This is a genomic window from Thermoleptolyngbya oregonensis NK1-22, assembly GCF_032705245.1.
In the GTDB taxonomy this organism is placed as follows: domain Bacteria; phylum Cyanobacteriota; class Cyanobacteriia; order Elainellales; family Elainellaceae; genus Thermoleptolyngbya; species Thermoleptolyngbya sichuanensis.
Window position 1 is genome coordinate 5,242,616 of the sequence record NZ_CP053540.1, and the last position, 12,573, is coordinate 5,255,188.

The following is a 12,573-nucleotide window of genomic DNA, read 5'->3' on the forward strand; positions in this document are numbered from 1 at the left end:
TTGGCACAGGCGCATCCACTCCGCCCCAAGCTCATCATTTCGGGGAATGGTCGCTGGGTCAAGGAAAGCCCGCCACACGCAGGAATACTAGCGGGAAGATTGGCACAGCGTCGGATACAAACTTGGGTGCAAACTGGGGCGCGAACTGGGGCGCGAACTGGGGTGCAAACTGGGGCGCGAACTGGAGCGCGAACTGGGGCGCGAATTGGAGCGTGAATTGGGGCGCGAATTGGAGCGCAGATAGGCACTGCAAATTGGGCGCATCCCAGTTCTGCAAGATTGCCCTCATCCCCCGGCCCCTTCTCCCAAAACGGGAGAAAGGGAGCCAAATCGGAAGTCCCTCTCCCAAAGCGGGGGAGGGATTTAGGGTGAGGGGTACAAAAGTGGGATGCACCCTCCAAATTACCCCGTGCAACGAATGCAGCAGACTGCAACCGCGCAGGCAGATCGAAACGAGAAGAATCCAAGAAAGACCTAATTTTCAGAGATAAACCGACTCAGCGAGAGAAGGGCAAAGGACGCGATCGCCGCACTCGCGAACCGTCAATCGTGTGGATTTCCTGGTCTTCCAAAATCGTGCGAACCCGATTGGACTGGGCCAGTACGGGAATGCCTGCCGCGTCAATTTCGACTGGAACTGCGCCAACCGCGTCGGGAGAGGGCGCAAGCAAATTGGCGTGAAAGGCTTCCAAAATGGGGCGAATCTCCTCCAGAGAGCGCTGGGCAGCGGTGCGAATACGGGCGATCGCCGCTTGTCGTTCCTCTGGCGTTTGGCGGCGGGCTGGGGCAGGCGGCATCGGGCTACCTGGCCCTCGTCCACCCTCAGAGCGATCGGTTTCCAGCATCACCACCGCCCGAATCTTCTGCTGAGGCTTCAGATGCTCCAGCCGTGCACCAAATTCTGGGCTGATTTTGGACAGATGCTTGGGTGAACCAACGCGAATTTCAGGCTCGATAGGTTTAGCCTCTTTAGCTTCAATTCTAGGCTCGATTCTAGGCTCGATTTCAGGCGCGTTGTTTCTAGCCAAGCTATCTTGAACGCGATCTTGAACACGCTCTTGAGCGCGATCGCCCTGACGACCTGTGCCATGACTGACGCTTTCCCGACCCTCTCGATAAGCGGCATGGCAACCCCATGAAGCCTCCGCCTGCGGCATAGGCGAAGACTCCAGAGAACTTAGAGAACCTATATCGCGATTCAACCAGCCGTCCGTATCTCGCAGCGCGTCTGCCATAGCTCAGCCAACCTCAAGCTCACCTTGGAAACGGAGACAATGATCTGCAACCCAAGTGTGTTCCTTCAGCCTATCCGAAAACTCAAAGCAATGACAGAAACTTCAGAAAACTCTGCCAAGCGCAGTATGACGCAAGACAGAAGGTTCCGCAAGGCAGCGCATCCAGCAAATTAACCTTCCCACTGCGTATGTCTATGAAACTCCTATGAAAGTCCTATCAAGACAGGACTTACTCATTTGCGATAAGCTCTTTGGGTTTTGGACAACTTCTCGCAGGCTGCGCCCACGAGAAGTTGTCCCACTGCGTAAGTCCTACAAGAATTGAAGAACTGGAGAACTGAAGTTTTGGCTAGAAATTCGCTAGGAATTCAGCGCTTTGAGCGCTTCTAGCGGCTGAATCAGTCCATAGCCCCAGCGATTGTCGGGACGATATTTGTCGCCATCGGGATGTTTGGCGGTCTGGCAGAGGGCTTCTAGGATTGCGGTCGTGGGTACGTCGGGCTTGGCGGCCATCAGCAGGGCGATCGCCCCAGAAACGTGCGGCGTAGCCATCGAAGTACCATCCATCACGGCATACTCGTGCCCTTCCGATTCGCCCTCCGGCGGAATGCAAGAATACACATTGCAGCCAGGGGCAACGATATCGGGCTTCGTCACCAGTGGATGGTTGGGGTCGGGATAGACCAGACTGGCTCCGCTGCTGAAAAAGGCAACATCGGCTCGGTTGCGAGACATGCGACCCACCGCGCCGACCGCAAAGGCGCTGTAGGCATTCCCCGGAGAACAAGAATTGCCGTGGTTGCTGTTGCCAATCGCCACCACTGAGGCAATCCCATACTGCTGCATCAGTTCCTCAAAAATCAGCCCAAATCGGGGGTCGTAGTAACTGAACCCAAGGGACATATTGATCACCTGCGCCCCGTTTTCCACCGCCCACACGAGGCCGCGCACCAGGGCGATCGTTGTGCCAGAGCCGTTCAGCACGCCGCCCACCACCAAGTCGGCCTCTGGCGCAACCCCAATGGCGAGTCCTTGCGGCGTTTGCCCCCCTGCGATCGTGCCGCAGACGTGCGTGCCGTGCTGGTCGCTGTCGAAGCTGGCCGAGGTCTTAATCGTGCGGCCGAGTGGATCGATCACCACAAACTCTTTCACGCGATCCTGAAGCGCCGGGTGTTCGCCATAAACGCCCGTATCCAGCACGGCCACGCGCACGCCCGCGCCCTTGGTGGTTTCCCACAGTTCGGGAATTTCCAGATATTGCAGACCCCAGGTTGCGCCCTGCTCTAGCTCTTGGCGATCGGGCAACTCGTAGGACACATCCTGCGGCTGGATCAGCCTAACGCGCTGGTTGGGCAAAATGGCAACCACGTTGGGATGGCGGGCCAGCATGGGCAGGGAACTGCGGGTTACCTCGACGGCTGCCACCGGCAAGGCTCCAGAACCAATCTGGGCGATCGCCGGTTCTTCGTGGCTCTGGAAATGCTTTGCTCCCTGGGTCTGATAGCTCTCAAACAACTGCGCCTGGATCGCCTGCTGATGCTTGGCCCGCTCTTTGAGATAGCTCAGGCGCGTTTTGTTGCTTCGCAATTCCTCCAGCGTCGGCAAGTCTTCTAGCTTGGGAGATTCGTAGATGACGATTGCATCGATCTTTTCGTTGGATTTTCGCTCGGCAAGCAGCGGGTCAAAGGCAGGCGAGATCTTATCTTCGATGCTCATCGGTTATGAACCTCCCCTTCTGGTTCGCTGGTGTCCTAGTTCATCGCCCAGTGTTGTAGCAAAACCGGGCACAGTCGGCTTTTGCAATGCATGTCCCCAATGCAAGCCCTGTAGTAATCTTCATCAGCGCGATCGCCCATCCCGGTGATTTTACGGAGTTTTTGGGCGATCGCCCCACTCTGCATTACACAGGAGTAAATGATACTATTATATGATATCAACTAAATCTGGATTGCGGGTTCTCTCTGCTACTCCAGTCCCGAACCAAATTCCCCAGCCCTGCCATGCACCTGTATGGTAGCGATCGCCGCTCGAATCCGACCGGCGGGCCCATCCCCCCAGTTCTGATGGCGACATTTGGTGCAAAATAGTTCCCCCGCAAAAACAAATCGGCTTCTGGCCGTTTTCTGGCAATTTCGGGAGGCTGTTCGGGTATTAATCGGAACTCAGGTTGAGGAGCCGACCTGGGTCGAGTCGGGTGAAGCGGCGGCTGCTTCCGAGGGGGCAGTTTCCGGCGATTTGCTGCGCCAGAGCCAGCTTGTGATCAGGTGCGACAGTAGCCCCATCGGCCCGGCAAACAGGCACAGCGCCAGGGAATGCACCGTCCACACGCCTGTCCGCTGTCCTTCCCAATAAATCCAGCGCCCCACAAACAAATCCATAACCAGGTAATGTACCCAGCCCGTTGCGGCGATCGCCTCATTGCTAAATAGCCGCGCAATGTCCGCAAGCTGAGCGCTGGCAAAATCCTGAGCAGAGGTCGTGGTGAGGTTGCTGGCAAACAGGTATACATACAGCCCCGCCAGCGCCACAAACGGCAAGTAGGACTGCATCACCCGGCGCGTCAGGCTCCAATTGGGCAAGAAAATCATCAGCGCCCAGAAGGGCAGCACGAAGAGGTTCGCAGCGTTAAAAAGGAGTTCGAGCATGATGGGTGACGAGTGGGTGACGGGTTGGGGAGAGCAAAAAAAGGGACGAGAACCGGAATGGGGGGACGCGATTTCACACCCCCACGCCGCGAATCGAGCAATCGAGCAACTGCATCGGATGCAGCACAGGAACCGACTTGCCCTGGCGTTCCAGGTGGTGGCTGATTTGCACGAAGCAGCCGATGTTGGCGGAGGCAATGACCGATGCGCCGGTGTTGAGCAGATTGGTCACTTTTTGCCGCCCCAGTTCCTCGGCCACTTCGGGTTGCAGAATGTTGTACACGCCCGCGCTGCCGCAGCAGAGGGCCGCATCGATGGGTTCCCGAAGCTGCACGCCAGGAATTTGCCGCAAAAGCTGGCGCGGTTGCAGGCTGATTTTTTGCCCGTGCAGCATGTGGCAAGCGTCTTGATATACCAGCGTCAGCGGGTCGTCTTGCAGGGGATGCAGCGGGGCCGTTAGCCCGACTTCGGCGAGAAATTCCTGTACGTCTTTGACGGTTTGCACAAAGGCTTGAGCGCGATCGCCATAGGCCGCATCCCCTTTCAAAATGTGCCCGTATTCCTTCAGCGTGTGCCCACAGCCAGAAGCGTTGATCAGCACAAAATCCACCTTTGCCCGCTCGAAGGTGTCGATCATCTGCCGGGCCAGGTCTTGCGCCTGCTGCTCTTGCCCCTGATGGTGCGACAGTGCGCCACAGCAGCCCTGCGCTGGGGGAATCACCACGTCGCAGCCGTTGGCCGTCAGCACGCGCACCGTCGCATCGTTCACCTCTGGGTTAAACAACCGCTGCACACAGCCGAGAATTAGCCCGACGCGATACCGCGCCTTGCCCTGGGCAGGGACAAATTCTGGCAGGCGATCTTGAAACGCTTGGGGCGAGAGGGGCGGTAATAGTGCCTCCATGGCCGCAAGCTGGGGCGCAAGTTGGGGCAAAATGCCGAGCGATCGCACGAGTTTTTGCAAACCCGATTTTTGGTATAGCCCCACGGGCCGCATCAGCAGCCGCATTCGGTTGGGATAGGGAAACAGCGAAAAGATCAGGCGGCGCAGCAGACGCAGGGGGAGCGATCGCTCGAAGTTGCGCTCGATCTGCGGGCGCGTCGCGGCGATCAGCTTGTCATACTGCACCCCAGAGGGGCAGGTGGTGACGCAGGCCAGACATCCCAGGCAGCTATCAAAATGCTGTACTGTGCTGGCCGCCAGCGGTGCGTCGCCCTCATTAATCGCGTCCATCAGGTAGATTCGGCCGCGGGGCGAGTCGGTCTCCTTGCCGATCACCCGATAGCTGGGGCAGGTCGAGAGGCAAAACCCGCAGTGGACGCAGGCATCAATCAGCTTGGGATCGGGCGGCTCCTGCGCGTCGAACCCCGGCAGGTCGGCCGTCGGGTCGAGGTTGCTAAAGGAGAGATTGCTAAGGGAAATGGACGGCTCAGAGGTTTGCATAGGGAAATGGGCAATGATCTGAAAAGTCAACCCCGGTTCGAGTTGCAGAGGGTTGGGCAGCGTCAGTCTGGACTCATCCTCCCGGACTCATCCTCATCTCATCCTCAGTATGAGCCAACTTGAGGCAAATCAGCGTGCCGCTTGCCTTCTAAGATACAAGGGATAGGCGAAAGGGAGCCACGAACGAGATAAGCACAATCCGCAAACACCCCCACTCAAACCCTCTTCCCTCTTCGTTCTTCCCTCTTCGTTCTTCGTTCTTCCCTCTTCGTTCTTCCCTCTTCGTTCTTCCCTCTTCGTTCTTCGTTCTTCGTTCTTCCCTCTTCCCCCATGCCCCCTCTCGACTACGACCTAATCATCCTCGGCGGCTCTCTGGCAGCGCGAGAAGCGGCGATCGCCGCACGAATGCTACAGGCGCGGGTGGCGCTGGTGGAGCCGGATGGGGCCGAGGCGGCGCTGCGGCAAGACTGGCAACATCAGGCGTGGATACAGATTGGGCGCTTGATAGAGGGGCGATCGCGCTTGGCGCAGATGGGACTGTCGGCGTTTTCATCGCCGCCCGCGTGGGCAGCGGTGCGGCAATGGGCAAAGGTCGTAGCAACCGACTTGGCAGAAGAGACCTCGCTCTCGCAGGTGGCAGCGGCGGGCGTGGATGTGGTGGTGGGGCAGGGCGAATTTTTTCGACGGCCGCATCTGGGCGTGCGGGCAGGAGAGCGGACGCTGCGATCGCGGGCCTATTTGCTGGCTCCAGGGAATCGGGTGCGTCCGCTAGAGCCTGGGAGCTTCAATGGGAACTTCAGTGGGAACTTCAACGCCATGGCCGAAATGAAGACCCTTGCCCAGACTCCGGCAGAGTTTTGGCATCCTGACCGTTCTCAACTGCCTGGGCGAATTGCCGTTTGGGGAGAGGGCGCACGGGCCGTAGAGCTGGCGCAAGCGCTGCATCGACTGGGCAGCCAAGTGACGCTGCTGCTGGATTTGGCCGCGAATGCTGTAAGCCACAGCGGGCTTCCTGGTGGACGGTTGACCCCCGCCTCGCGGAGCCGAATTGCCTGTCTCGATGCTGACCTCCGCCGCCTGCTGCTGGCCTCGCTGGAGGCAGATGGCATCGCAATCTACCCGGCGGACACGCTGACCGAGGTTCATTCCCACGCCGGAACCGTGAAGCTGGCGTTGCCGGACGGAGCGCAGACCGTGGATTGCCTGCTAAATGCAGGGGAGCCTGTGCCCGACTGGGACGGACTGAACTTGGAGGCGGCAAATATTCGCCTAGAGGCAGACGGGCTGCGGGTTTACCCGACGCTGCAAACCTTTAATGCGCGAATCTTTGCCTGCACCAGCCCCAGCGCCGCCCGCCAGCAGGCCCAGCTTGCCGTCCGCAATGCCGTGTTTTTACCCAATCGCCATCTGCGCCCGGAACTGCTGCCGATGGTGATTGCAACGCAGCCTGCGATCGCCAGCATCGGGCTGACCGAAGCCGAGGCCCGCGATCTTGCTCTGCAACGCTGGCGCGATCTCCACGGAACCGAGGTGGTCGTGCAAACGCTGCCATTCAAGCTCAACCCCAAAGCGCCCATGCAGGCGGCCCCCACCGGATTTTGCAAACTCATCGCCCGCCGCAATGGCCGCATCCTTGGCATCCACCTGGCGGGGCTGGATGCGGAAGAAGCGCTGTCTACGGCGGCGATCGCCCTCCAAGAACACTGCCGCGTGCGATCGCTTGCCCAACTCCCCGTCGCCTCCCCCAGCACCGCAGAAATCTTGCGGCAAACGGCGATCGCCTGGCAGCAGCAGCGCCTCGCCCAGCAGCCCCGCCTGCAAGACTGGCTCGAAACCTGGCAAGAAATTCGGCGATCGCGCTCCCGCTGGACACAGCTTTAGCCGCTTTCTCAGCAGAGACGCATAGAAATGCACCGTTGAGACCAGGCCCAGCGCCCATCTCAACGGTGACTCGATCAATCCTGGAATTTGAATCAGGGCAGAGAATCCCTAGGCAACGATGGCAAAGTCGATGCCCTCCATCCAGGGCGTACCCGCCAGCGAAGCAAACTTGCCGCCTGCCCCCAGCCCGTTGGCGCTGCCGTTTTGGTTGTAGAACAGGGCACCCGTGGACTGGTTATAGACGATGAAGGCGCGGCTTCGGCCCGCAGCGCGATCGCTACTCACCACGGCAAACTCATTGGCCTTGCTAAACCCATCGCCCACGCTGCTGGTTAACGCGGTAAACACGCGCTTGCTAAGGACAATCTGATCGCCTTCAAACCAGTTGAAATCAGCGATCGTATCCACGCCGAAAGTGGCTGCCGAAAAGGGACTCGTGCCGCGAAACTCGAAGCGATCGCTCCCTTCGCCGCCGCTCAGCGTGTCGTTGCCGCGCCCCCCAATGAGGCGATCGCTGCCCACATCCCCCAACAGCCGATCGGCCCCGTCGCCTCCTTCCAGGATGTCGTCACCCTGGTTGCCTTCCAGCAGATCGCGGCCGGCCTGCCCCTTCAGGCTGTCGTCGCCCCGTCCGCCCCGCAGTTCGTTGTCGCGGAGGTTGCCGCGAATCTCATCATCCCCGTCGCCGCCAAAGACGTTTTCGATCAGGGTTCCGTCGGCGATCTTCAGCGTCGTACCCGCAATCAGGCTATTCGCCCCTGGGGCCAGGTCAATTTCCAGATTCGAGGTCACCGCCGCACAGTTGAGCGTGTCGGTGCCTGCGGTGTCGGTCAGCGTCGTGCGGCTGGCATCTGCCCTGAACTTGCCAAACTCGTTGGTGTAGATGTACGTGTCGTCCTCGCTGAGCGCGTCGCCGTAGAGCTTCAGCGTCCAGCTATTGAGAATGCCCGTATCCAGCCCAAACTCGTCGGTAATGCTCAGCGTCCAGTCGCCCACACCCGTCTCGCCCCAGTGGTGGGTACTGCTCAGGGTGAACTTGATTTCTGTGTCGAAGCTAAAGGGATTGGCCACCAGCACGCTTTCGGTGCCGTCGGGCGAAGTCAGCACAATTCGCAGATCGCCCAGATAGGTATGCTCCAGATCCAGCACCACCTCGATCTGGTCAATCTTCAGCCCCTCCGTAATCGTAATCGAGTCGCTGACCGTATCCAGGTCAAGGATCTCCAGGTCTGGCGTGCTGGTGGCGCTCACGACCTGCTCATTGTCGAAGGTACTCTGGGCCGTCCAGGTTTCCGCCAAGCGCACGGCCGCATGGGCATCCACCAGCCCAAACCCATAGTCATGGCTGACATGCAGCCCGCCGCCGTTCCAATTCTTTGCGCCGTTAAACGACCAGCCCAAATCGGTCGCGTCGGTCTGGCGAGCCGAGTAGGCCAGAATTTCCTGCACATCCCGATAGCCCAAGGACGAGTTGGCTTGCAGCATCAGCGCTACCACCCCACTGACGATGGGGGCAGAGGCAGAGGTGCCGCCAAAGTTGCTAGTGTAGTCGCCGGGGTCGTCTCCCGGTCGTCCCGATAGGTCAGTGGTAACAATACCGTCGTCAAATTCCCCACCGGGCGCAGACACCAGCAGGTTCGCTCCTGGCGAACTGTAGAAGGTGTATTCCCCGAAGTGGTTGATCGCCCCAACGGCAATCGTGAAGCGAGAGTTTTCCAGGTTGTGATAGTTGGCGTTGTCGCCAAAAATGCGCCCATTTCCGCCCGCAAACACGACCACCGTTCCCAACCCGCCGCGCCCGTTTTCGGCAGCGTTTTGCAGCGCATTGCCAAAGCCTTCGTAGGCAGGGGTAGAGAAATTGTCATAGAACGGGAAGACATAGCCCCAGCTATTGTTCACCACGTCAAAGTTGGCGGCTCGGTACAGCGCCGCTGTGGCCTGGGCAATGAAATCTGACTCGTCGAGCGTCCAAAAATCGAGCCGCAGCGCCGAAATACTGGCCTCTGGCGCAACGCCCACCCCACCAACCGCGTTGGCAGAAGCGGCGATCAGCCCTGCTACCGAGGTTCCGTGAGAGTCAAATATAGATCCAGGCGCGGGGTCACCGTCGTTTTCGGCGGCATCCAGTTCCAAATCGCTGTTGTAATTCAGGAACAGGTCGTCGTGGATATATTCCACACCGTCGTCGATGATGCCGACGTTCACACCCGCGCCTGTGTAGTCTTCCCAGACGTTTGCGATATTGATGTCGATTCCGGGCAAGCCGCCAGTTTGTCCGGTGTTAACCAGGTGCCATTGGTCAGAAAAGAGCGGGTCGAGCGGCGGATTGCTGAGGAGACTTGCGGTATTGAATGGAGCAGACGGAACAGACGGAGCAGGCTGAACTTTGCGGAGCTGAAACGGGCGGAGCGGAGTCGTCGATCCAGAGGGGGCAGTGGACTTAGACATAGGTATAGACCAGGTAATAGATGCGGTGAATCAGGTTTGTCCGTATCGTCAAGCTAGCCTGGAGCCTTGCCAGAAGAGATTCTGCGAGATTTCTTAGTCAGATTTCTTAGTTAGATTTCTTAGAGGGTGTTTGAAAAGGTATCGCCTGTAATGTTAAGCACTCAGAGATCCCCCCTAGTCCCCCTTAAAAAGGGGGGAAACCGCCTTAAAGTCTCCCTTTTTAAGGGGGATTTAGGGGGATCTTGCACGCTTTGCTACAAACAGTAGGACTTTTCAAACATCTTCTCAGTCAGATTTCTCAGTCAGATTTCTTGAGCGCAATTTGGGGACTACAGGCTCGATTGAGATGTCAGGTTCGACGCGAGTTTTTATGCAACGGTCAGAAATATTGGCTTAAACGGTTTCAACATTGGCTCGAAAGCCGTTGCGTTGATGGATTGGATCTGTGATTGGTTGAAGCTGTTTTCTGCGATGCAAACTCGCTATAGTTCCAATTTGCTCGGCCGCATCGGTCAGCCTCATTCCCCGTGTGGGGAATTTTTGGCGCTCGCAAAGTTTTCGTCCTATTCTACGCGCAGCCAAACGGCGGGCTGGGAAGCCTGGAAGTTCTGGAAGCCCCAAAAGCTCTGGAAGCCCGGATTCAGCTAGTTTTTGAACCTAATCCCTGGTTCTCTGAAAGGTTCCTTCAGAAATTACGCACTTGCGATAAGGTTTCTGGATTTTGGACGATTTCTGACGGACGCAGCTCGCGAGAAATCGTCCAACTGCGTAAGTCCTATCCCTCTGAAAATTGCTGAAAATTGCTCAATCCGACTTGCCTTCATAGCCGCGTTCCAGCGCCTCCAGACTACGAAGCACGTTGAGCGTGGAGTAGTAGGCTTCTTCGGTGAGTTCAATCTGCTCGTCGGGGTCTGTCACAATGCCATCGACCAACAGCCGCAGAGAGCCGATCATGGCGTTGAGCCGATTGCGGATTTCGTAGGATCGGCGGGCTAGCTGGGTGGGTACGGCGCTGGCGCTGGGGGCCATTTCGTCGGCAAACTGGAGGGCGCAGAGGCGGGCGTAGTAGCCGTTTTGCCGCAGCAAGTCTTCGTGGGTGCCCAACTCCACTACGCGGCCCTGGTCGAGGACGGCGATTTGGTCGGCCCGCTGCACGGTGGAGAGGCGATGGGCGATGACCAGGGTCGTGCGATCGCGGCTAAGGGCTTCGATGGCGGCCTGCACAAGCCGTTCGGATACGGTGTCGAGGGCGCTGGTGGCTTCGTCGAGGATGAGGATTTCGGGATTTTGCAGCAGGGCGCGGGCGATCGCCAGCCGCTGGCGCTGTCCCCCAGAGAGCAACAGGCCGCGATCGCCAATCAGGGTATCCAGGCCGCTCGGCAACTGCCGGATAAATTCATCGGCATAGGCGAGTTTTGCCGCCTGCCACACTTGCGCTTCGGTTGCGTCGGGACAGCCGTAGGCAATGTTGTCGCGCACCGAAGCGTTGAACAAAATCGTGTCCTGGCTGATGATGCCCATTGCCCGCCGCACAGTTTTCAGGTCAAACTGCCGCAGATTGATGCCGTCTAGCTCCACTGCGCCCAGCGTCGGGTCATAAAAGCGGGGCAGCAGATCCGCCAGGGTCGATTTGCCCGCGCCAGATGCACCCACTAGCGCCAGCGTCGTGCCCTTAGGCAGTTCCAGCGAGATGTGTTCCAGCACGAAGCGATCTGGCTCCGCAGGGCCATTGCGATTTTGTGCCGCACCACTGGCGCGATTCGCGAAGCGATCCCTGCGGGAATCGCCCGCTGTGTAGCTAAAAGACACATCCCGAAACCGAATGCCCTGCCGCAGACCAGTAAAAGGAATCGTGCCATTCTGCATAAACGGCTTGTCGCGGCGGTCCAAAAAGGCCTGCGTCTGCTGGATGCTGGGCAGGGCGTTGGCGAACTGGTTGCGGGCGGTGTTGAGCTGGGCCAGCAGCGGCAGTATCCGAAACAGCAGCAGCAAAAACGTCAGCAGCACTGTGGAAAGCGTCTGCATTTCTGCTGCCAAAAACGTGCGCCCAATCCACACAATCAGAATCAGCGCCACCACGCCGACGACTTCGCTGAGGGGGGCGATCGCCGCTGAGCTAGCCAAGGATTGATACTCGGCCCGTTCGCGATCGCGCACCCGCCGCCGCAGTCGGGCATATTCCTGGTCTTCCGTCGCCGATGCCCGCACCAGCCGCATCCCGGTCAGCACGTCCAGCAGGGCGATGGAGTAATGCTTTGAGGCTTCCGACAGGGCTTCCCCATACTGGCGCGATCGCGCTACGCTCATTTGATTCACCAGCGTCACCCCCGCCAGCAGCCCCGCCGCCACCAGCGTCAGCGGCCACGACAGCGCCAGCAGCAGCCCCAAAAAGACCAGAATCGTGATGCCCGTCGTCAGCCCGCGCACCGCCGTCGCCACGGCCGTCGCCGAGCGGTTCACCTCTACGTTGAGCTGGTTCATCACGTCGCCCAGACTGCTGCCCGCAAAAAAACTCAGATCCACCGACAGCAGCAGCCGCAGCCCCGCCTCACGCCAATCCGTCACCAGCACTCGCTTCAGCGCCCCCGCCACCAGCGCATTGCCATAGGCCGCCAGATTTTTCAGCCCGATCAGCAGCACCACAGCCACCGTCATTACCCACAGCCGCTGCCCGTCCGGTAGATTTTCAAACGGACTCAGCAGCCGCTGAATCGCCTCCGGCAGCCCCCGCAGCGGCACAGGCTGTCCCAAAAAATTCAGCAGCACGGGTACAATCAGCGCCGTACTCACGCCATTAAACACGCCCCCCAGCAGCCCCAGCAGCACCGTCAGCCCGATCCAGCCAGGGTATCGGCGAGCAATGTGGAAAAGGAAACGAGAGGGGGGCATGGGAGGCTGGGGAGATGGGAATGGGAGCATA

The 12,573-nt window shown here is 59.0% G+C and carries 9 protein-coding genes; 2 read left to right on the top strand and 7 right to left on the bottom strand.

What is annotated here, in order from left to right:
• Positions 1-58: 58 nt before the first annotated feature.
• From HNI00_RS21800 to HNI00_RS21820, 5 genes are all read right to left on the bottom strand, one after another.
• Entirely contained in the window at positions 59-289 is a 231-nt protein-coding gene (locus HNI00_RS21800) for a hypothetical protein (protein WP_316789465.1), read from the bottom strand.
• A gap of 208 nt (positions 290-497) precedes the next feature.
• Positions 498-1,235, bottom strand: a complete 738-nt coding sequence (locus HNI00_RS21805; RefSeq protein ID WP_316789467.1) for a hypothetical protein — start codon at positions 1,233-1,235, stop codon at positions 498-500.
• 360 nt (positions 1,236-1,595) lie between these two features.
• Complete coding sequence (locus HNI00_RS21810) at positions 1,596-2,951, bottom strand: S8 family serine peptidase (protein ID WP_316789469.1); 1,356 nt, start codon at positions 2,949-2,951, stop codon at positions 1,596-1,598.
• 446 nt (positions 2,952-3,397) lie between these two features.
• Positions 3,398-3,883, bottom strand: a complete 486-nt coding sequence (locus HNI00_RS21815; protein WP_420156416.1) for an ABA4-like family protein — start codon at positions 3,881-3,883, stop codon at positions 3,398-3,400.
• Between the two features lie 70 nt (positions 3,884-3,953).
• Positions 3,954-5,324, bottom strand: coding sequence for a (Fe-S)-binding protein (locus HNI00_RS21820; protein WP_316789475.1), 1,371 nt, complete (start codon positions 5,322-5,324; stop codon positions 3,954-3,956).
• A 330-nt stretch (positions 5,325-5,654) separates the two neighbouring features.
• On the opposite strand from HNI00_RS21820, the gene HNI00_RS21825 reads away from it, so the two are divergent.
• On the top strand, positions 5,655-7,205 hold the full coding sequence (locus tag HNI00_RS21825; RefSeq protein WP_316789478.1) for an FAD-dependent oxidoreductase: 1,551 nt from the start codon (positions 5,655-5,657) through the stop codon (positions 7,203-7,205).
• A 108-nt stretch (positions 7,206-7,313) separates the two neighbouring features.
• On the opposite strand, the gene HNI00_RS21830 is transcribed toward HNI00_RS21825, so the two are convergent.
• Positions 7,314-9,653 (bottom strand): S8 family serine peptidase, encoded by a 2,340-nt coding sequence (locus tag HNI00_RS21830; RefSeq protein ID WP_316789480.1) that lies wholly within the window; start codon positions 9,651-9,653, stop codon positions 7,314-7,316.
• A 471-nt stretch (positions 9,654-10,124) separates the two neighbouring features.
• Here HNI00_RS21830 and HNI00_RS21835 point away from each other — a divergent pair, with 471 nt between their 5' ends.
• Entirely contained in the window at positions 10,125-10,301 is a 177-nt protein-coding gene (locus HNI00_RS21835) for a hypothetical protein (RefSeq protein ID WP_316789483.1), read from the top strand.
• 156 nt (positions 10,302-10,457) lie between these two features.
• On the opposite strand, the gene HNI00_RS21840 is transcribed toward HNI00_RS21835, so the two are convergent.
• On the bottom strand, positions 10,458-12,542 hold the full coding sequence (locus tag HNI00_RS21840; RefSeq protein ID WP_316789485.1) for an ABC transporter ATP-binding protein: 2,085 nt from the start codon (positions 12,540-12,542) through the stop codon (positions 10,458-10,460).
• Positions 12,543-12,573 lie beyond the last annotated feature (31 nt).

Bases quoted from the DNA above. Each gene is read 5' to 3' on its own strand.
- HNI00_RS21800 (WP_316789465.1), bottom strand. From the start codon at position 289: ATGAGGGCAATCTTGCAGAACTGGGATGCGCCCAATTTGCAGTGCCTA.
- HNI00_RS21805 (WP_316789467.1), bottom strand. From the start codon at position 1,235: ATGGCAGACGCGCTGCGAGATACGGACGGCTGGTTGAATCGCGATATA.
- HNI00_RS21810 (WP_316789469.1), bottom strand. From the start codon at position 2,951: ATGAGCATCGAAGATAAGATCTCGCCTGCCTTTGACCCGCTGCTTGCC.
- HNI00_RS21820 (WP_316789475.1), bottom strand. From the start codon at position 5,324: ATGCAAACCTCTGAGCCGTCCATTTCCCTTAGCAATCTCTCCTTTAGC.
- HNI00_RS21825 (WP_316789478.1), top strand. From the start codon at position 5,655: ATGCCCCCTCTCGACTACGACCTAATCATCCTCGGCGGCTCTCTGGCA.
- HNI00_RS21830 (WP_316789480.1), bottom strand. From the start codon at position 9,653: ATGTCTAAGTCCACTGCCCCCTCTGGATCGACGACTCCGCTCCGCCCG.
- HNI00_RS21835 (WP_316789483.1), top strand. From the start codon at position 10,125: ATGCAAACTCGCTATAGTTCCAATTTGCTCGGCCGCATCGGTCAGCCT.
- HNI00_RS21840 (WP_316789485.1), bottom strand. From the start codon at position 12,542: ATGCCCCCCTCTCGTTTCCTTTTCCACATTGCTCGCCGATACCCTGGC.